The sequence below is a fragment of the Ruegeria sp. Alg231-54 genome, assembly GCF_900143525.1.
GTDB lineage: Bacteria > Pseudomonadota > Alphaproteobacteria > Rhodobacterales > Rhodobacteraceae > Ruegeria.
Window position 1 is genome coordinate 131,112 of sequence record NZ_FREZ01000002.1, and the last position, 19,891, is coordinate 151,002.

Below are 19,891 nucleotides of genomic sequence, written 5' to 3' on the forward strand. Positions count from 1 at the left end.
GTGACATCGGCAGAATTACATCCAATGGCCACGGGGCATATCCCCTCATACGTCACGCAGGCAGATGGCAGTGACTTTTTGCTGACCTTCATGTTTGTTTTTACCGTTTTGGTGATCGTCCTGATCGGGGTTGGCTATTTCACACTGCACTCCATCCCGGAAAAAATCGCGCATGAATCTAACCACCCCCAGTTTCAGCTTGTGGGGATATTGGCGCTGTTGGCTCTGTTTACCCACAATGGTCTGTTCTGGGTGGCGGCCATTCTGGTAGCGGGGTTCCAGTTCCCGGATGTCGCCGCCCCCTTGCGCGCCATTGCCGACGCGATCCGATCCTTGGGCAATCAAGACAACGATGTTCCTGCCCCCGCGGCCCCATCGCAACCTACCGAGCAGCAGGAGCAGTAAGAGATGCTTGAGACACTGATGTGCGCGCTGGTCACCGTGTTGCCGGATTACCTGTTCCGTCGTTACGTACAGTGCAAACGCATAGGCCATGAAATCACACTGTTCACCATGTGGTATGAACTGCGCTGGGGCCTGACCACCTGTGCCATTCTTGCGCTGACGGTGATCACCACGCTGTTCTATTTCCACCCTGCCAGTAAAACGGCGGCGTCCTATTTCCGAACGGTGACAATTCTGCCTCAACTCGGCGGTCGCGTGTCCGAAATTTACGTCACCAACAATCAGCAGGTCACTGCCGGCCAGCCGATTTTCCGGATCGAGGATTTCACCCAAACCGCACAGGTTGAGGCCGCGCATGCGCAGATCGCGCAGGTTCAGGCATCGCTGAAAGTGGCGGAAACCGATCTGGCCGAGGCCGACGCAGGCATCGCAGGCGCGCGCGCTGCATTGGATCAATCGCTTGAGGATTTGGAGCGTAACACCACCCTGCGGGACGAAGGCTCCAGCGCCGTGCGATTGGCCGAAATCGACCGGTTGGAAAACCTTGTTGCCGAGCGTGAGGCGCAGCTGACCGCGTCCCAATCCCGCCGGGCCGCAGTTGTGCAACAGATCGAGGAACTGATCCCCGCCCAACTGGCTAGCGCCAACGCCCAGTTGGACGCCGCGCTGACCGAGCTGGACAAAACAGTTGTAAGCGCAGGTGTGACCGGTCGGGTTGAACAATTTGGTCTTCAGGTGGGCGACTATGTCGGCCCCTTGCTGCGGCCTGCGGGCATTCTGGTTCCGTCAAGTTCAGGCCATAACCGGTTCCAGGCCGCCTTCAACCAGATGGCCGCTCAGGTCATCAAGCCGGGCATGATCGGAGAGCTGGGCTGCATGACCAAACCCTTCACCGTCATCCCGATGGTTGTGGTTGAGGTGCAGGATGTTATCCCGTCAGGTCAGATACGCCCTTCGGATGAGCTGCGCGATGTTCAGGCCAACAAGGTGCCCGGCTCGATTCTGGTCTATTTGGAGCCTTTGTACCATGGTATGGCGGACGACATCCCTCCAGGCAGCAATTGCCTGGCGAATGTCTACACCGACAACCACGAACGGCTGGAACATGAAGACCTGGGTTTCTGGCACGCCGCCGCCTTGCATGTGATTGACACCATCGGTGTTGTCCACGCGGCGGGCTTGCGCCTGCGTCTGATCCTGATGCCGGTAAATACGCTGGTGCTGACGGGGCATTGATCTCAACAGGTTCATCTCATCACGTTTGACGAGATGAACCTGTGATCCAAAGGGCTGGCCTGATCGTGGTAGGCGATAGAAAAGTCGTTGCCTGCCGTTCCTGTCTGACGAGGTACGTGAATGGTATGGTTGTGCAACAAAACCGCCATCCGCTCTTGTTCAAAGCGGCGGTGTATAATCTTCTCGCATTGGCATAAGCGTTGTTTTGACAACGCAGCCGATCTCCCCAGACCGGTCGTTTGATCGTGCCGATCCAAATTGATTTCAAACCGAGGCCTCGCTGCGACAAAGCTCAACAAACGGTACGCGGACAAAACTTCCGCTCCTAGTTTTGAATGCAATGGCCGCTCACGCAAACCGAAAGCAGAACGTACTTGTTCGCCGATTGAGCGGGATCCAGACATTCGTAGTGCAGACAACACCGGGACGAAAAAATCGCTGATCGCATCAGCGCATTCGGTAGTGATTCAGTCATAGGTAGCAGTCTAATCACTTCAACTTTTGGAACACTACGTGCAAGCTTGGACTCTCCATAGGCCCATACAGGAGCGTCGCCCTCTGGTACCCATGCGTCCCATGCGACGTTCATCTTAGCATTTCTCGCGTCTGTTCTGCCACTGTAGGTGCGCCGACGTCTGGCCGCATAGATAGGCCACACCATTGCGTTTGACGATTTTGCTCATGAGCTGGCCGGTTTCAATACGAGTGATGGTCTTGTCTTGTATCTTCTCTTTGTCGAAATTTGCTGTGATGCTGGCTGGTCTGGTTACCCGAAGCCAAAAAAGGTCTTTCGAGTTTTAATAGAGACACAGATGGCTCATCGCTAGGGTTTCAGGAGTTTCGTTTGGGCACCAAAGATGGAGGCAAGCAAGTTTCTGAAACGTATAAGAACTGCGAACGCTTCAAGTTGGGTTGTCGATCAAATCACTTTGATATCCAAAGAGTGCGGGCAATCCACCCGTGTGTAACAATACGATTTTTTCGCCTGGCTTGATCTTCCCACTTTCGACCAGGTTCAGCAAACCAGCGAACGTTTTTGCAGAATAAACAGGGTCGAGGAAAATCCCTTCCGTCCGGGCCATCTTTTCCAATGCAGCGCGCGTTATTGCATTCACTTTGCCATAACCCGGCGGCAAGGCCTCATCAAAAACATCGATCTTGTCCTGTAGAAGTCCTGCGTTGATATCCAGCAAGTCCGCAAGTTTCCGCAAAACGACCTTCATTCGGGCCTGCTGCTTTTCACGATCTCTGCGCACACAAATCCCATACACCGAGGCAGTGCTTTCTTCCAACGCCAGACCGGTCAGCAGTCCGCCATGTGTGGCACCGCTACCCGAGGGGACGACGACCGCGTCGAAATCCGGCATCTGCTGATACAATTCCTGTCCGGCCACGACATAGCCCAAGGCACCCAAGGGCGGATGGCCCAGCCCCAGATGAATAACGTACGGTTTGTGACCTTTGGCTTTCAATTCAACTGCGCGCGCATGCAGCGCTGCGTCCGCTCCGGTTTCGTCTTCTCCTTCAGGGTAACTCATATGCTCGGCACCCAGGATTTGTGCCAGCAACACGTTCCCGGACGAATAGTACTCCGCCCCCATGTCAGGGACACGCTCTTCCAACTGAAGCACGGATTGCATGCCCAGTTTGGCTGCCGCAGCGGCCGCAGACCGAACGAAATTGGATTGGACAGCGCCGGTGATCAGAATGGTATCAGCACCTTGTTGACGCGCATCTCCGAAATAGAATTCAAGCTGCCGTGTTTTGTTGCCACCAAAACTAAGCCCAGTCAGATCATCACGTTTCAGCCAGAGATCGATACCCAGTTCTGCCGACAAGTTGTCCAGACGCTCCAAAGGAGTTGGGCCGGACATGAGTTGGGCGCGTGGAAATCTGTGCAGATTATCGTTTCGTGTCATTGTGTAACCTTCAAGACCAAGCCAATAAATGCGCGCGATAGAACAAAACACAGCAGGCAATCAGGGATACCACGCGGATCACTGTTATGACCACCGACTGTGGTAAGTAAGGGCCTGCCGCACGACCAAGTAGGCTGCCGATCAGAGTTATGGCAACGAACCCCAGTATTTGCGGTTCATATGAGATTGCCTGCGCGTTGGACAAGCTGTGCAACAAAAATGCGATGCCATATGCCACCAGCGCTATCGGTTGAACCAACTTTGCCACCTCTTTGGCGGAACGACCCTTTGCTATCAAACCGAACACCATTAGCGGGCCCGGTGTCGCCGCCCAAACAGTCGCAAGCCCAGACAGTCCTGTAACGACTGAAAACCCAGTGTTGCCAATGGATCCCCGCAAGGGGAGCAAGGTTGTAATCAACCCGATCAGCAATAGACAGGCCGTCAGGGCAAGAACAAATGCTTCGCTCAAAAAGGGATACACAACAAGGCCGGCGGCAACTCCGACACAGCATCCAATGACCGCGGTTCGGATTAGTTGACGGTTGTTTTTTAGAACATGCCGGTCTGTCGCTACCACTGATACAAATGTGTTTAGCAAAAGCAAAACGGGAACCGCTGTTGACGTGCCAAGCAAAATCATCATGGGCGGTCCCGCGATGATGCTGAACCCGATACCAACACCGACTTGCAGCATTGCGCCAAGGCAGATGGCAATCATCAGGATGGACAAGTCAACGGACACCCAAAACTCCTATGGACCAAAGCAATGTCGCAAGGCCTCAGATATCCTGAGTTCTTGGCCAGGGTCCATTCTATTTCTCTTTCATTGACTGTTTTGGCACGGTCAGCGCTGCCACGGCATCAGTCCCGAGTATTGCGCCCGGGCCGTCACAGCGTGCGCCATTTGCGCCAGTGTGGTCAGGTCAAAAACAGGAAGCCGCAGTTCTTCCTGAAGCCGCGATGCGTAAGGCGGCAGGTCCGTGCATTCCAAAACCAACGACCGAATGCCCGGAGCTTCAAGAACCAGAGTACGGGCCGCATCCATGACCTCGGTCTCGATCAGGTCCGTGTCCATCCGGGTCCGTGTGTTCCGCAAGATCACTTCGGCGAATTCTGTGGTATCTTCCAATCCCTTCACGGCCACAGGAACACCTGATGCACCGACACCTTCGAAATGCCGGGGCGTCAATGCGGATCCATCCGCGGTTAGCACGCCCACTGGCGCGTTGGCACCGGTCATTTGAAAGGCCAGCGGCACTTGGATCAGGCTGGAGGCAAAGACAGGCACTGAAACCGCAGCTGACAATTCTTTTTGAAACAAGGCTAGAAAGCCGCAACTGCCTGTGATGGCTCGCACGCCTTCAGCCTCAAGCCGCTTGGCGCCTTCGATGAACGGTGCCAGTAACTCGGGCGAAGGGTTGTTTAGCAAGGTCGGGACAGTCACACCGTCGATCATCTCATACAGAACAGGAAATGGTAGACTGGAAGGGTTCTTGATATGGCCCGGTGGTTTTGGAAAATAGCTTTCAAGGCACAAGACACCTATTGACGCCCCGCAGATGTTCTGACCACCGTTGTAGATTGGCATAGTCATCGGATCCTTCTGATTTGAAACTTTAAAACCGGGCCAGAGAAAACGGGGCCAGATCGATGTTTGGGCTGCGACCAGACACAATATCGGCGACAAGTTCACCGGTCTTTGGGGCCATCATCAGCCCATAGTGAGAATGCCCGAACGCGGTATAGAGCCCTTCCCGCCCGTTAACTGGTCCGATCGCCGGCAAACTGTCCGGAAAGGACGGGCGTCGACCCATCCAAAATTGTGCCTCGCCTGTATCGAGGCCTGGCAGCATGGCCTTGGCTTGTTCGGTCAGGATTTTTTTCTTGCGAGGATCAGCGGGCGCGTCGACGCTACCAAATTCAGCCGTGCCAGCGACTCTCAAACCGTCCTGCATTGAACTTGCGACCACCTTTGCGTCTACATCCATGACCGAATTGTTCAATTGGGCCGAGGGCTTAGGGAATTCGACGTGGTAACCCCGCTCGGCCACAAGCGGCACAGGCATCCCCAGTGGTTTCAGCAGGTCGGCGGACCACACACCGGCCGCGAGGATGATGCTGGCGGCACGCAACGTGCCCTGCGAGGTTGTAATCTGCCAACCACCATCTTCAGCCGGTGTCAGTTTGGTGACTTCGGTTTGAACTATTTCGGCGCCTTGCGAGCGCGCTTTTTCTGCCAGAATTGCCCCCACACGTCCTGGTGAGGTTACGCGTGCCTGACCTTTGATCACGATCGCGGCTTTGAATTCCTCTGACAGTGCAGGTTCCAGGCCGCGCAACTCGGCACCATCGACAAACTCCAGATCGCCTCCTTTTTCCTGGCGGATCAGATATCCAAGCCCATTCAGATCAGCCTGCTTCCGGTGGCGAAAAGCGTGAATATAGTAGCTGTCAGTGATCAGGTTTTCGTGCCCGGTGCCTTGAAGATGACGCCGATACAGGTCGATAGAAGGGCGGCACAAAAGCTCCATCGCGTCCGAGATTTCGCGCACTGACTTTTCACCGGAGTTTCCCAAAAACCGCAGCCCCCAGGGGATCATTTTGGCCCAATAGCCAGGCTTGACCGAAAGCGCGCTTTTTGGGTCCAGCAGCATCCGGGGCAGTGATTTCCATATACCCGGCATCGCTTGAGGAATGATTGACCACGGTGAGACGACACCTGCATTGCCAAACGATGTTTCCTGACCTGGTTCACCACGGTCAATCAATCGAACCGGAATGCCGCGTTCCTGTAACGACAAAGCGCAACAAATGCCGACGATCCCTGCGCCGATGATAGTCACTTGTTCTGTCATCGATTCAGGCCGGTGAGTGACTGCGATTGCGGGCGATTAGTTGGGTGACAATGACCGGCGAGGCCACAGCCATCGCGATCAGATCTGCCGTCAGACTAGGCGCAACAAAGATAATCCCCGCGATGGCCAACAGAATGCGCGATGCGATATTCAGCGGACTCAACCAATACCCAACCACAGCCGCCGACAGCGCAATAACCCCGGCGATGCAACTGGTCGCGGTATAGGTGAATTCCCATAGGTTGAACCCGGTTGACGACACGAACAGCAGGACCGGCGCATAGACAAAGGCCATGGGCGCGATCACTTTGCCCAATCCAAGGGTGAAAGCAGAAAGGCCAGTTCGGAACGGGTTTGAGTTCGCAATGGCTGCCGCGGCATAGGCTGAAGTACAGACCGGTGGTGTAATCTCGGACACCACACCATAGTAGAGCACGAAAAGGTGGCTGGCGATGGGTGGAACACCCAGCTGCGCCAGCGCAGGCTGCGCCACTGACACCAGCATGATATACAGCGCGGTGGTCGGAATGCCCGCGCCCATCAGGATACAGACGACGGCGATGAACACCAGTGAGATGAACAATTGTAAGTCTTCCATCGCAAAGAACTGGAAGCTGCCGAACGAGATCATGTTGTACAGATCCGATGCCAGGTTGCCTGCGCCCTGTGTAACCATGAAACCGATGCGGAACCCGATGCCAGTGGTGTTGATCACGCCTACCACGATACCGACCGCAGCAGCGGCGGCGCCCACGGCCAGCGAGTATTTAACACCCAATTCTACCGCCTGCAGCATCTCGGGCACTTCGATGCGTTTTTGAGGGTTCAATGTTGCGACGACCGTCAATCCGCACAGGATTGTTGTCATGGTCAGGTCAAAGCCGCCGTCTGAGAACTTCCACAGTACAAAGCTGAGGAACGCTGCCGCGTAGATCAGCGTCGGAGGTTGCCTCAAGCGCGACATGCCCGCGATTACCGCAAGTGATATGCCGCAGAAGGCCGACATGAAGGGCGTGTAACCCGTGAACAGAACCACTAGCAGGCCGATCAGGGGCACTATGTTGGCCCAGCCTTCGGCCCAGACGGCTTTGAGCTGCGGCAGTTGCTCTTTGGTCAGACCTTTGAGATTTAGCTTGCGTGCCATCAGGTGCACGACAGCAAAGACGCCAACATAGTGCAGGAGTGCTGGGAAAATCGCAGCAATAACGATGGTGGTGTAGGGAACCTCAAGAAACTCTGCCATGATAAAGGCAGCGGCACCCATGATCGGCGGAGTGATCTGACCACCCGCCGAGGAAGCAGCCTCGACCCCACCCGCAAAATGGCCGGGGTATCCAAGGCGCTTCATGTTGGGAATTGTCAGCGCGCCGGTTGATACGGTGTTGGCCACCGAAGAGCCCGAGATCGTGCCGAAGAAGGCCGAGGATACCACCGACACTTTTGCCGGACCGCCGGTATAGCGGCCCGCCAAAATGGTGGCGTTATCGATGAAAAGTTGCCCCAACCCGGTGCGTTGCGCGATCACGCCAAACAGCACAAAGTGGAAAACGATTGTCGAGACGACCCAAAGCGTGACGCCATAGATGCCCTCCTGCGGGAAATACATCGACGATACGAAGGTTTTAAAGTTCACGCCGGGGTGTTGTAGCAAACCGGGGAAATAGGGGCCTAACAGCGCATACGAGATAAACACACAGATAATCAGTGGCAGCACCCAGCCTAAAGTGCGGCGCGCGATATCGAGCACCAGCAGGATTATTATGACGCCCAGTACTACGTCATAGCTATTTGGGTTACCCATGCGGAACGTCTGTTCCTCAATTCCCAGAAACGGAATGCCACGCCAGGCAACACCAACATACAAAGCTGCAATGATCCCAAGGGCCATGAAGACCAGATCGTAAAGAGGGATGTTGCCGATGCGGAACCGGCTGACCCTGAGCGCATAAAGGCTTTTGGCCCCGATAATCGGGATTGTCGCGTAGACCAGAATGAACAGCAGAGCCAGATAGATGCCCATGTGCCAGTGATCGGCCGGCAGGCCAAAACCGGCCGTAAAGAACTCATAAAATGCAAAGATCAGGGCCACAACGCGCAGGACCTTGCCGGTTGTCGGCGTAACCTGCCGGACAGCGGCACCCTCGTCGAACTGTTCTTCGATAGCCGCTAGTTCTTCGGCTGTGAGTTCGTGGTCATCAAGATTCTGAGTCGTGGACATGATGGCCCCCTGATTTCGCGCATTTCGGGTGTGCGGTGCCCCGAATAAGGGCACCGGACGATGAGTTGAGATGAGAACAGGTTACTGAAGAAGTCCGGCTTCTTTGTAGAACTTCTCAGCACCCGGATGCAGCGGAACGCCCAGTGCTTCGACACCATCCAGAGCGGTATCAGGGGTGATCTGCTTGCCCTTAGCATGACCGTTATCCAGCAGCTTGCGGGTGTTGTCGTTCCACATCGCCTTGGTCAGCTCATAGACCAGGTCGTCAGACAGGTCCGACGACACAACCAGCATCGCGCTGACCGCAGGGGTCTTGGTCTCGCCGTCGATGCCTTCATACACGCCACCTGGAATGGCTGAGGGGATATAGGCCGGAATGATCTCGTTGATCTTGCCCAGATCTTCGTCCGAGAAGGAATGTAGGTTCATACCTTTGGTCGAAGACAGCTGCACCATCGCAGCAACCGGCCAGCCTGCGGCATAGAAATAGGCGTCAAGCTGACCATCGGCCAGACGTTCGGCGCTCTGACTATTGTTCAGCTCGGCCTCATCCATGTTGTCACGGTTGACGCCCCAAGCATCCAGCATCTGCAAAACGGCAACCTGCGTGCCGGAACCAGCCTGCGCAATACCAACGCGCTTGCCTTCCAGATCACTCAGATCGTTAATCGTCGTGCCGGCCGGAAGCACCAGGTGCAGGTCTTCGGGGAACAGATTGGCGACGATGCGCAGTTTGGGATGAGGTTTGCCTTCGAACTTACCTTCACCCAGATACATCGAACGGGTGACGTCGGCTGCAGCCAGCCCGGCCTCAAGTTCTCCGTTCTGCACGGCGGCATTGTTGAAGACCGAAGCGGTGGTGGATTGCGCGATCGCGATCAGGCCCGGAACACCGCACTGGCCGCCTTCTTCACACGGGCGGGATCCCGGAGGGGCGGAGATTCCGTTTGCGATGGTGCCACCGATGGGGAAGTAAGTGCCGCCAGCGCCACCAGTGCCAATACGGAAGAACGTGGGGTCCTGCGCCAGCGCGGGGGCTGCCAGCGCGCCCGCCAATGCAAGACCAGTCAAGCATTTCACAAATTTCATTATCATCTCCCTTGTTGGAATTTCGGTTTTGGTTTTCCCAAACTTCGATCCCGCAAGCGTAGAGACAAACTGCATAAATACAAATTTGTTATATTTCACTAAACTAAAGTTTTGCTTATGTTTAAGATTATGAACCTGACTCAGCTAACCGTATTTCGTGAGGTGATGGAGACCGGCTCCATCTCTCAAACCGCCAAGAAACTAAATCGCACGCAGCCCGCGATTAGCCTTGCGTTGAAAAACCTTGAAAAGACACTGGGTCTAACGCTGTTCGAACGTAAGGGAAGACGATTGGTGCCAGTCCCCGAGGCGCACTACCTCTTAGCCGAAACTACGGGTATTTTGGACCGCTTGGCGACAATCTCCAGCACAATGGAAGGACTCATCAAAGGGCATGCCGGAAGCTTGAATATTGCAACTATGCCGGGTCCATCTGCCTTTTTGTTCCCACGTTTCATAAGCCAATCAGTTGGTGAAAACCCCGATATTCGCATCACGCTTTCGACACGCAGTTCACCGCAGATTATGGAGCTTGCGGGGACGCAAAATATCGACTTCGGCTTTGCAGACTTTGAGCATTCAGCCGGCAAAGAACCCCAGTATTCCGCTGAACTTATCCGGGCTGATTGCTTCTGTGCTATTGACTGTGAACATCCTCTTGCGTCGCGCAAGATCCTGACACTGTCGGATCTTGACGGAACGCCAATGGGCGGCCTGCATCCTTCACACCCGTTCCAACGGAAAGTCCGGCAGGAGTTTGAGGACGTTGCCGCGGAGTACAATCAGACTGTTACCTGCCAGTATTTTCTACCTCTTATCCCCTTTGTCAGTTCGGGGCAGTGTTGCAGCATCGTTGACCCGCTGACTGTTGCGACCGAAAAAGAGCTTAATCTATCCAATGGAAAGCTTGTGTTTTTACCTTTCGAAAAACCGTTAAGGTATGAATACGCTCTCCTCGAACCCGATCACAGACCACCATCCCAATTGGCTATACAGATCAAAGCAGGTTGGAAAGCCGAAGTCTTGAGGAAGTTGGAGGCGGTGACGGCAAACCCTCGCGCCACATCGATTGAAGACGCGCGAGGCGAACAGAGTTGATCATCATTGAACTTACGTTCTGAAAACGAATGTTGGTCAATGACTGCTGTGAGACCGAAAACCGACTGTCATGCATGCCGCAGCATTCGCTACTAATGGGATGTACCGGCTGCTTCACTTGGCAGGTTTGGCTTTTCCTATTTTTGCAAACAGGAGAAGCAGTAATAAAATGTAGGCTCCCAAAAGACATCGACGTGCTGTCGTTGATATTGATATTGGCAAGGAAGCTTTGCATCTGGTCGGCCTTGATCACTCTCGAAGGCACATTTTGCGCAAGCAGATCAAGCGCCTGGCTTTAAAGTCCATTTTTTGATAAGTTACCGCGATGAGCGGGCACTTTGTCAGCCGCTTACTGTGTAGGCTTGGGTGCGAGCCTCGGATCATCCCCGCGATTTACGTCAAGCCGTTCAACGAGGGACAAGAGAACGACTACAACGATGCTGACGCAATTGCACAGGCGGCAAAGCGACCGAACCTGCGCGCGGTCACTGAGAAGAGGCAGGACCAAATGGATTTGCAGGCGTTGCACCGGGTTCGGTCCAGACTGGTGGCACGCCGTACCGCGACGAAACCTCGTCACGCATACGCTCAATTTCAATGGGGTTTTTTGGCGATTGGCTTTGGGTCGATGAGCGGATCAAAGCATTCTCATAGTAGATTGAGAAAGTTAACCGATCAGAAGAAAACAGCGCCAACATCATGACCATTCCGGGGATCGGCCCACTCAACTCAACCGCCATCGTTGCAGCCATTGGTAAGGGCGAGGTGTTCGACCGAGGCCGGGATTTTGCTGCTTGGGTCGGCCTTGTGCGACGCCAGGTTAGCAACGGAGGGCGGACTTTCCTTGGCCGGATCAGCAAGCGTGGAAACAGCTACCTGCGGATGCTATTAGTGCAAGCCGCCAATGTCATTTGCATGCGCTCACGTCGCTGGGACGCCTTGGGACTTGGCACATGGCTGTGGGGCGCTGTGGGCCGCATAATGCATGACAAGACCGCCGTTGCATTGGCCAACAAACTGGCCCGCATCACCTGGAGCGTTCTGCGCTACGGATAGAAGTATGCGGTCGAGAGAGACGAAGCTTTGGACGCAATCTGAAGCGTCCGAAGTCCCAAAGGAGTTCGCGAAGAAAAAAAGGATGGAACGGAGAAAATTAGCCACCAGACTCTGAGAGCCTAAATGGTCATCACCGATCTGGTTAGTAATGAAACCACGGCGCGTGCATAACCCACCAAGGCCACGTTCCGCGAGGCGACAAACAGGCCGGATACATAAAGCGGCTTTCCCAAGCCACGCCAAAATCTCAGTTACAAACAGCAGCCGGTACAATGGGCTCTATACGGTCATTCGATAGTGTAGAGATCGCTCTCCATTTTACGGTATCATGCAGTTGTTCGCGGCCCCATCCTGCCGATTTTGCTTTGTGCAACATGTTGGGGAAGGAATGCCGACCGTGTGGAGAAAGTGAGATATCGGGATCTGATAGGATGGACATCCATTGATCTCTCATCTGATAGGTCTTGGCGATGGAAGACTTTAGAGCCCAAAGCCTGAAGATCAATTAACCTGACCATAACCGTCGAGACCTGCCTGATCCAGAACGGCCCTGAAAGCCAAAGAAAATATTTCTATTCAGCCTTTTGGCTTCCAACCGGCTCGTTTCATAGCGTCACCAAGTTCTACACCGTATTTTGGATTTTCGAACAATCTTTGAAACAATAAATCAACGCGACTGTCGGGCCACTCACGCGAGAGTTTTTCCGAAAGGGATTTAGCTTTGCTTTCGTTCCCTAACATCTGATGTGCCGCCATCAAGTAAGCAACAGAAACAGGGCCGACAGGTCCGCCTTTTTCAGTCACCTGTTTAAAGGCAGAAACTGCGCCTTCGAAATCCTTCAGATGGAATTTTGCAGACCCCATGGCGTTCTGAAACACATAACCCCGGTCCAGAACGACTTCCGACAGGGTCTCTTCACTGATTTCTACAACTTGTTCGAACGAACCCGAATAGAGCAGGATCAACGACACGAATTCTAACACATGTACGTCGTTGGGTGCCAACCGCTGTGCTCTGTAAGAAAACTTCACAGCTTCTGGCCAGTTTCCTTTGGTAAACTCAACCCAGGCCTTTGCGGATTGGCTCCACCCCGATTCAGGTGCCAAGTCAATCGCTCTGCTGGCCTGCGTGTCAGCATAACGCAACATGTCACGGGACAGATCGGTATCTGAAGTTAACAAAGAAATAGTTGATGCAACCTGCGCGGCCCCTGCGTGACCTCCAAAATAGCTGTCGTCGCTTTCGATTGCTGCTTTGAATATTGTCAGGGCCGCGTTCAGTCTCGCGAGTTCCAGCGCCGGAAAGATCAGATCGCGACCCGAATTGGCCAAGTTTACAGCTTGAAGCCGCATGGGCGAAGCATCGAAAATGGCACCGCGCTCATCGCGGCTCAGGCCGTCGATTGGCAAACTGGCCGGAACCTTTTCCTTCGTTGACACCAAGACGAATACGGTCGCAAAGCAGACAAGTACGAAAATCCCCGCAATCACAATGAAAGGGCGAGGCCAAGTACGCGACTTGTTTTGGCGCTCACGTAACTCGGTCTTAGACCTCCCGAGCGGCTTGATCGATATCTGCGGTGCATACCCGCCCTTCGGCAAATCGAACACGGTGCCCTCGTCACGGCCATCTTCGGCGTAGTATTCGGCCAGTTTGCGACGCAAGCGACCAGCGTCCACCCGCACCACGTTTTCGCGCCGCGCCATTTCTGCCACCGTCCCACCATAGACATCCATGGCGATGGTCTTGGCGCGAATTTCATCGGCCCGGCCGTTGAGAGATTCTTCGACCACATAGACAAGAAAGTCCTGCAATCGCTGAGAGCCCGCGAAAGTCGAGGATCTGACAAGCCGCTGAAGTGCGGCCCGCACATCCTTAGTGTCAGGCGCAACGCCCTCATTCAGAGGAGGTGACTTGTCTCTGAATACTTCCATATTTTCAGCGAGTTACATCCATGAGTACACCGTATTATGCCCCGATATACCTATTGTTAAAAGTGAATTCGTCCAACACTCCGGTATATCTTCTGATCCATCGAGCGAGACATCGAAATTGAAAGGCCTCGAACTTGATACGCTGTTTCCCGACCACCAGGCCGCAATTGCGGACTTACGGCGCGTGGACCCTGTGTTCGATGAGATCTGCCAAGACTACCAGCTTCTTAGCGATGAGTGTCTCTCGATGAGTGCCGAGCCAGGAAGCCAGTCGTACCAGTTTGAATGCGACATCCGCGAAACCCTAGATGGTCTTCGGGATGAAATCGCCCAATGGCTGCGGCGCGCAGGAAAGAAATAATTCGAAAATGGGGAAGGGATACCGATGAGATCTATATGGAAACATGCCTCGGCCATGGTGCTGATGGCAGGTGCGAGCTTTGCTCAGGATGCGCCTATCATTCATGATGGCGAGTTCCAGTTTCTCCGCGCACAATTTGGCGAACAATGGGACGCTCAGGATACGGAGATCGAAGCGAAGCTTTCCGATATCCGTGGCGCCAATGGCGGCAAGCCACCTAATATTCTTTACATTCTGATCGACGATGTCAGTTTCGGTCAGATGGGCAACCGGACGATGAACTACGTCACCGGTTTCGACACGCCCAACATCAACGATTTTGCCACAGAAGGCATGTCCTTGATGAGAATGTATACCGAGCCGTCCTGCACGCCGACACGAACGGCGATGTTGACCGGTCGTCATCCGGTGCGCGCGGGTGTGGAGGAAGTAAAGGTTGCTTTGGTCGGTGAAGGCCTGGCTTCCGAAGAGGTAACGATTGCCGAAATCCTGAAGGAAGAAGGGTACAACACCGCCCATGTCGGGAAATGGCATCAGGGCGATATTGAACAATCCTACCCGCACAATCAGGGATTTGACTGGGCGGCCTTTCCCTTGCATCAGCAGGTTCAGCTTAGCTTGATGACACGGGATGCGATGGTTGCCAACAACATGCTTGGCTTCCATGCGTCGGGTCAGTCTAACCAATTCCAGTTGGACGAGCGGTTCAAACCTTACGGACTGGTAACGGGTGTCGAAGGTGAAGCGGGCGGCCTTGCTCGCGAAGTCGACATAGCGCCGGGCGAAGAATGGACACAGGCGAAATACGAAGAAATGAACCTGCGCTATCAGCGTCAGGCATTGGAGCAGTTGGAGCAGCTGGCTTCGCAGGACGACCCGTTTTTCATGCAATACTGGCCGCTTTATCCGTTGAACTTTGCCTATCCTGATGAAGCCGTTTCCCGCAATGGCGGCTTCCATGCCGACAAGTTGCAGATTTTGGACGGCTGGATCGGCGAAGTTCTGGCCAAGCTCGATGAAACCGGCAAGTCAGATAGTACCGTCGTCATGATCATGGCTGACAATGGCCTGATGTATCACTACGAGGGGACATCAGGTCTGAACCAGCTGATTTACCGCGGCGGCAAAACCCAGCACCTGGAAGGTGGCGTGCGTACAGATGCATTTATCCGGTGGCCCGGAGTAATCGAGCCGGGAAGCGCAGCTGGCGATATCGTGCATGTCTCGGATCTGTTCACTACCTTTGCCCGGATTGCAGGTGCGACCGACCGTATTCCACGCGACCGTGTGATTGACGGGATTGACCAGACCGCGCTGCTGCTTGAGGGCGAAGGCAACTCGCGCCGCGACTACGTCTATGTGTACGAGGGGCCTGTTTTGCGCTCAGTGGTCAAACAGGAGTTTAAGATGCACCTGCCTGCCCCCGGCCAGCCGGGCGCAGCGGCACCTGTTTTCAATGTCTACCGTGACCCACGCGAAGAACATCCCCTGGTTGGGTATTCTCTTTGGTCAGGAGCGTCGTTCCAGGACATGGTCAAGCGCCATCAGAAAACCATTGCCAAACACCCGCATTTGCCACTTGGAAAAGGTGTTCCTTATGAAGGTATCGAGAACCTTCGCCCGGAAAGCGAACTGACCAGAGAAGTCTTTTCAAGCTGGCAATAACAAATTTGGTACGGTGGTAGCAAAGCCACCGTCCCACCAATCGCACGAATTCTTTTCAGGTACACGATGGAACGCCATTTAATTATTCATTCAATCCTGACGCCCTCGTTGCTGATGGCGGGTATCGCTGCCGGAGCGGAGGAAAACGCGTCAAACCCACTGGCCGCGGTCAACAACACGGACATTCGCTATCAGTATTTTGATCTGGAAGGTGGAGCAGACCGTCAGGATGCTTTCATAGATGGCGCATATATGTTGCGCCCCGATCTGAAGCTGAAATATGAGCTCCACTACAATTCGACAAATGTAGTTGGCGCGCGGTTCAACGGGTTTGAAAAAACCAGCTTTAAACTGATCTATTTCCCGTCACAGAAACCCCTGAATGACACCTGGACAGTCAAATCCGCGCTTGGGTTGGAATGGATACTTGATTTTGGCGACCCCGATGAAGGTATCGGTACCGGGTCCGATCAGATCGCCCCGTTTGGTGGCTTTGCCTTTGCCAACACAAACACCGGGCTGACGCTGATCCCTTTGGTCCAGCATTTCGCGTCCTACAATGGGCCGACCGATGTCAGCCAAACCGCTATGCGCTTGATTGCGCTTCAGCCGTTCGGTGATGGGTATTGGGCCAAAGCAGATATTAAAGCGCCTTATGATTGGGGAAACGACGCCTGACCCGCGACCGTCGAGCTTCAGATTGGCAAAAATTTCAGTCCCGGTATTGCCCTCTATGCAGACGTGCTGATCGGGATCGGAGCAGATCGTCCTTATGACCAGGGAGCCGGAATCGGTCTCAGATTTAACTACTAAGATTCACGAACCCCAAGGACACAGCTGCGTCTCACCACATAATTATCGGCGCGATTGCGCTTGCGACGGGCCTTCTAACGCTGCCGGCACTTGCCCGTGCTCAATCACTGCCTGCGGCGGGCCAGGACGAAACCGGTTGGCGTCATGGTGCCGCGTTCTTTTTATTCACACCCTTACGAACCACAGTGACATCTACCGTGTCTGGTCAATCCACTGATCTGGATCACGGTGACGAGCTGGATTTCACGGCCGCCGGTCGGTACGAAGCATAGAATGGGGACTTTGGAGTAATCGTCTACGCGAACTACGTTGGCATCGATCAGGTTACCTCGCTGCATGGCCCATTGGGTGCCGATCTCAATGTCGATGTGCGCCAAAATGGTTTGGTGTTTTGGCTGCTTATCGCATTGTGGATTCTGTATACGGTGCCGATGATCAGCACTATACGATCGATCTTCAGGGTGGCGATAGATACAGCTCCATTCGTCAGGAAATCGATGCGACCACACAGGGTCCGGGAAGTCCGCCTGTTTTCGGTGGCGATCAGAAATGGATCGAACCCGTAATCGGCGCGCGCGGTATGTGGCGTCTGAATGAACAATGGACCGGGATTGCTTCTTTAGAGTTTGGCGGTTTCGGCTTCCGGTGGAAGTGACCTTCAGATCGGCGCGAATATCGGATTCGATCACCAACCCTGGGAGAAAACGGCACTCGCATTTGGAATCCGCTATTTCAGCGTCGATTACAGCGACACACTAAGTTCCGGTGAATTCGCATATGACGTCGACCAACATGGCCCATACTTTGGCATTAAATACTTCTTCTAGGTGTATGGGTGCTGCTCGTCAGCCCACCAAAGGTAGGTCGGCTGTTCGGTGATCACGACTGAAAAAAAGCATCATCCAGCCAGAACATTGGCCAAGCGTTCAACCAACGCTCGTTGTACAACTGCAAACCTCGGCGTGTTTGCTATCTCGTCCAACGTCGCGACCCAGAGCGGAACCTCGAATTCGGGGATCACGTCATGCGACCTGTGAAGTCGAGGATCCGCGTCGCCAAAAAATGAAGGCAAGATCGATTTGCCGACTCCCGAAGCGGCCATCTGCTGTAGCACCAAAAAGCTATCTGCACCGTTGGTCATTTCGTCGGCACTCACATTTTCTGCCAGCCATTTAGCAGGGAGTGAACTGCTTAACGCCCCATCAAGCCTCATCCACTTGCGATTGGGGGAACCATCGTCAAAGACTCCGAATGACAGCGTTCCTGCCTGTTGCCCAATTAACCCTTCACCCAGCTTTACCGATGGGCGCACAGCAATGTCCGCAGTCAGCCGGGATAGATCATGGTGGCTGTTTCCGCTCAACAAAGTCAGTTTCAAGCCTGGGTAAAGATGTGAGATCTCGTTTAGTATTGTTGGAAGAACAATCTGACAAAGACTATCTGTGGATGTAATGCGTACGTGGCCCACAGGGGATCGATTTGCACCGACAATGGCCCGCTCCACCGAAAGCACTGCGTCTTCAACACTTTCCATAGCAGATAAAATCACACTGGCCTCAGGGAGAACGGCATACCCCGATGGGCCTTTCTGAAAAACCATGCAGCCATTTTGCTCTTCGAATGCAGCAACTCTGCGAAGGACCGTGGCATGCGTGACACCCAATGCCGCGGCAGCGGCATTCAATGAACCGTGTTTACTAACGGCAAGTGCGTAGCGAATGTTATCCCAATTCTCGTTGTTCATATTTTAACAAGTGACGACGAATAACAAACAATTACAATAAATTTCGTTCAAGCTTACATTCGGCTTATTGAACAGGGAGACACATCATGATGAAGAAGTTCTCAATTCTCGCGGCAGGTCTATTGTCAGTTGCCGCAATTGGCGCTGCCATCGCCCATGAAAGCGAAAACCCGGCTGTGAAAGCTCGGACCTCAATCATGCAGCTCTATGCATTCAATCTTGGTACTCTTGGCGGCATGGCCAAAGGAGAGACAGAATACGATGCGGAGGCGGCAACACGGGCCGCGAATAACCTGGTCGTTCTGACGCAGATTGATCAATCCGCAATGTGGCCGGCTGGATCAGATAATGTATCCGACCCTTCCACACGTGCTCTGCCCGCAATCTGGGAAAACTTCCCGGACGTAGCTGCTAAGGGGCAGGCCATGGCTGACGCCGCTGTTGCGATGCAGGCTGCGGCAGGGCAAGATGTTGAAGCCTTGAAGGGGGCAATGGGTAATCTGGGTGGAGCTTGCTCGGCATGTCACAAAGCTTACAGAGCACCGAAAGACTGACTGGTAGATAGCTGTGCGGCGGCTTTTCCTCTTCGCTGCTGTCTCTGCATTTTCGGTCGGATTGGCTGGGTTGGTTCTGACCCGGCCAAAAAGCGTCGACCAGGCTATTCTGCATGGGGTCTCTTCTGATCTTACGAGAGGTGAGATCGTTTTCTACGCAGCTGGATGTGCCTCTTGCCACTCTGCTCCGGATGCCGTTGGAGAAGAAAAGCTTATTCTCGGTGGCGGTCGTCGGTTCGAGACGGACTTCGGCACCTTCATTGCCCCAAATGTATCCAGTGATACGGCAGCCGGTATTGGTTCATGGTCAACGTTGGAATTGGCCAATGCCCTGATCCATGGAACCGGACCCAAAGGGCAACACTATTACCCGGTGTTTCCCTATACGACCTACGCCAACATGACCGCAGAGGATGTGGTATCGCTCCATGCATTTCTCGGCACGCTTCCTGCGGTCGCCACTGAAAGCAAAGCGCATGAGGTTGGTTTCCCCTTTAGCGTTCGGCGGGGGTTGGGTGGGTGGAAGCTGTTGTTCATGGCGCCGGGTTGGGTGGTAGAAGGCGATTTGACCGACCAACAAATCCGAGGCCGATACCTGGTGGAAGCGCTTGGGCATTGTGCTGAATGTCATACGCCGCGAAATGGCTTAGGTGGTTTGAAACGCGATCTTTGGCTGACAGGTGCGCCAAATCCTAATGGAAAAGGGCGCATACCAGGCCTGACATCTGGCCAGCTTGATTGGTCTGAGGCCGACATTGCAGAGTATTTGAAATCTGGTTTCACACCGGATTATGACAGTGCAGGTGGCGAGATGGTTGAGGTAATCGAGAATACATCTCGGCTCACAGATGACGACCGTTTGGCAATTGCGGCCTATCTCAAAGTCGTTCCCGCAAAATCTACTGAGCTTCCATCAGAGTAACAGCTGTTTGGCGCGTGA

17 protein-coding genes and 2 pseudogenes are annotated in these 19,891 nt (G+C 54.0%); 10 read left to right on the top strand and 9 right to left on the bottom strand.

The genetic code is table 11. The annotated features are described in order from the left end of the window. On the top strand, nucleotides 1–405 hold the full coding sequence (locus DHN12_RS05165) for a hypothetical protein (protein ID WP_234416559.1): 405 nt from the start codon (nucleotides 1–3) through the stop codon (nucleotides 403–405). A gap of 3 nt (nucleotides 406–408) precedes the next feature. Next, complete coding sequence (locus tag DHN12_RS05170; protein ID WP_108859221.1) at nucleotides 409–1,641, top strand: HlyD family secretion protein; 1,233 nt, start codon at nucleotides 409–411, stop codon at nucleotides 1,639–1,641. Between the two features lie 487 nt (nucleotides 1,642–2,128). Here DHN12_RS05170 and DHN12_RS24740 read toward each other — a convergent pair. The 7 genes and pseudogenes from DHN12_RS24740 to DHN12_RS05205 all read right to left on the bottom strand — a co-directional run. Next, nucleotides 2,129–2,324: pseudogene (locus DHN12_RS24740) on the bottom strand (RidA family protein); the annotation flags it as partial. Between the two features lie 219 nt (nucleotides 2,325–2,543). Next, a complete protein-coding gene (locus DHN12_RS05180; protein ID WP_108859222.1) occupies nucleotides 2,544–3,560 on the bottom strand; it encodes a D-cysteine desulfhydrase family protein in 1,017 nt (338 codons plus the stop codon). 10 nt (nucleotides 3,561–3,570) lie between these two features. Beyond that, the gene (locus DHN12_RS05185) at nucleotides 3,571–4,305 is read right to left on the bottom strand and encodes a TSUP family transporter (protein WP_108859223.1); all 735 of its coding nucleotides are present in this window, start codon (nucleotides 4,303–4,305) and stop codon (nucleotides 3,571–3,573) included. 102 nt (nucleotides 4,306–4,407) lie between these two features. Next, nucleotides 4,408–5,157 carry an aspartate/glutamate racemase family protein gene (locus tag DHN12_RS05190; RefSeq protein ID WP_234416560.1) on the bottom strand — a complete coding sequence of 250 codons (750 nt, stop codon included), beginning with the start codon at nucleotides 5,155–5,157 and terminating at the stop codon, nucleotides 4,408–4,410. Between the two features lie 22 nt (nucleotides 5,158–5,179). Beyond that, the gene (locus tag DHN12_RS05195) at nucleotides 5,180–6,418 is read right to left on the bottom strand and encodes an FAD-binding oxidoreductase (RefSeq protein WP_108859225.1); all 1,239 of its coding nucleotides are present in this window, start codon (nucleotides 6,416–6,418) and stop codon (nucleotides 5,180–5,182) included. Between the two features lie 4 nt (nucleotides 6,419–6,422). Further along, the gene (locus DHN12_RS05200; protein WP_108859226.1) at nucleotides 6,423–8,636 is read right to left on the bottom strand and encodes a TRAP transporter fused permease subunit; all 2,214 of its coding nucleotides are present in this window, start codon (nucleotides 8,634–8,636) and stop codon (nucleotides 6,423–6,425) included. A gap of 81 nt (nucleotides 8,637–8,717) precedes the next feature. Then, nucleotides 8,718–9,725, bottom strand: coding sequence for a TAXI family TRAP transporter solute-binding subunit (locus tag DHN12_RS05205; protein WP_108859489.1), 1,008 nt, complete (start codon nucleotides 9,723–9,725; stop codon nucleotides 8,718–8,720). A gap of 129 nt (nucleotides 9,726–9,854) precedes the next feature. Between DHN12_RS05205 and DHN12_RS05210 the strand changes: the two genes are divergently transcribed. Both DHN12_RS05210 and DHN12_RS05215 read left to right on the top strand, forming a co-directional pair. Beyond that, nucleotides 9,855–10,823, top strand: a complete 969-nt coding sequence (locus tag DHN12_RS05210) for a LysR family transcriptional regulator (protein ID WP_108859490.1) — start codon at nucleotides 9,855–9,857, stop codon at nucleotides 10,821–10,823. A 208-nt stretch (nucleotides 10,824–11,031) separates the two neighbouring features. Then, nucleotides 11,032–11,879, top strand: a pseudogene (locus DHN12_RS05215) (IS110 family transposase). 576 nt (nucleotides 11,880–12,455) lie between these two features. Here the strand turns inward: DHN12_RS05215 and DHN12_RS05220 are convergent. Beyond that, nucleotides 12,456–13,814 (bottom strand): adenylate cyclase, encoded by a 1,359-nt coding sequence (locus DHN12_RS05220; protein WP_108859227.1) that lies wholly within the window; start codon nucleotides 13,812–13,814, stop codon nucleotides 12,456–12,458. Here DHN12_RS05220 and DHN12_RS24385 point away from each other — a divergent pair. The 4 genes from DHN12_RS24385 to DHN12_RS05240 all read left to right on the top strand — a co-directional run bounded on the left by DHN12_RS24385 (nucleotide 13,795) and on the right by DHN12_RS05240 (nucleotide 17,308). Then, on the top strand, nucleotides 13,795–14,175 hold the full coding sequence (locus tag DHN12_RS24385) for a hypothetical protein (RefSeq protein ID WP_159089975.1): 381 nt from the start codon (nucleotides 13,795–13,797) through the stop codon (nucleotides 14,173–14,175). The two genes, DHN12_RS05220 and DHN12_RS24385, sit on opposite strands and share 20 nt — an antisense overlap. 24 nt (nucleotides 14,176–14,199) lie before the next feature. Continuing rightward, nucleotides 14,200–15,840 (top strand): sulfatase-like hydrolase/transferase, encoded by a 1,641-nt coding sequence (locus DHN12_RS05230; protein WP_108859229.1) that lies wholly within the window; start codon nucleotides 14,200–14,202, stop codon nucleotides 15,838–15,840. 66 nt (nucleotides 15,841–15,906) lie between these two features. Continuing rightward, complete coding sequence (locus DHN12_RS05235; protein WP_108859230.1) at nucleotides 15,907–16,518, top strand: hypothetical protein; 612 nt, start codon at nucleotides 15,907–15,909, stop codon at nucleotides 16,516–16,518. A 544-nt stretch (nucleotides 16,519–17,062) separates the two neighbouring features. Beyond that, the gene (locus DHN12_RS05240) at nucleotides 17,063–17,308 is read left to right on the top strand and encodes a hypothetical protein (RefSeq protein WP_159089976.1); all 246 of its coding nucleotides are present in this window, start codon (nucleotides 17,063–17,065) and stop codon (nucleotides 17,306–17,308) included. A 243-nt stretch (nucleotides 17,309–17,551) separates the two neighbouring features. Here the strand turns inward: DHN12_RS05240 and DHN12_RS05245 are convergent, their stop codons facing one another. Continuing rightward, the gene (locus DHN12_RS05245) at nucleotides 17,552–18,397 is read right to left on the bottom strand and encodes a LysR family transcriptional regulator (RefSeq protein WP_108859232.1); all 846 of its coding nucleotides are present in this window, start codon (nucleotides 18,395–18,397) and stop codon (nucleotides 17,552–17,554) included. 86 nt (nucleotides 18,398–18,483) lie between these two features. Here DHN12_RS05245 and DHN12_RS05250 point away from each other — a divergent pair, with 86 nt between their 5' ends. Then, nucleotides 18,484–18,951, top strand: a complete 468-nt coding sequence (locus DHN12_RS05250) for a cytochrome c (RefSeq protein WP_108859233.1) — start codon at nucleotides 18,484–18,486, stop codon at nucleotides 18,949–18,951. A 13-nt stretch (nucleotides 18,952–18,964) separates the two neighbouring features. Beyond that, nucleotides 18,965–19,873 carry a cytochrome c gene (locus DHN12_RS05255; protein ID WP_108859234.1) on the top strand — a complete coding sequence of 303 codons (909 nt, stop codon included), beginning with the start codon at nucleotides 18,965–18,967 and terminating at the stop codon, nucleotides 19,871–19,873. Nucleotides 19,874–19,891: the final 18 nt, after the last annotated feature.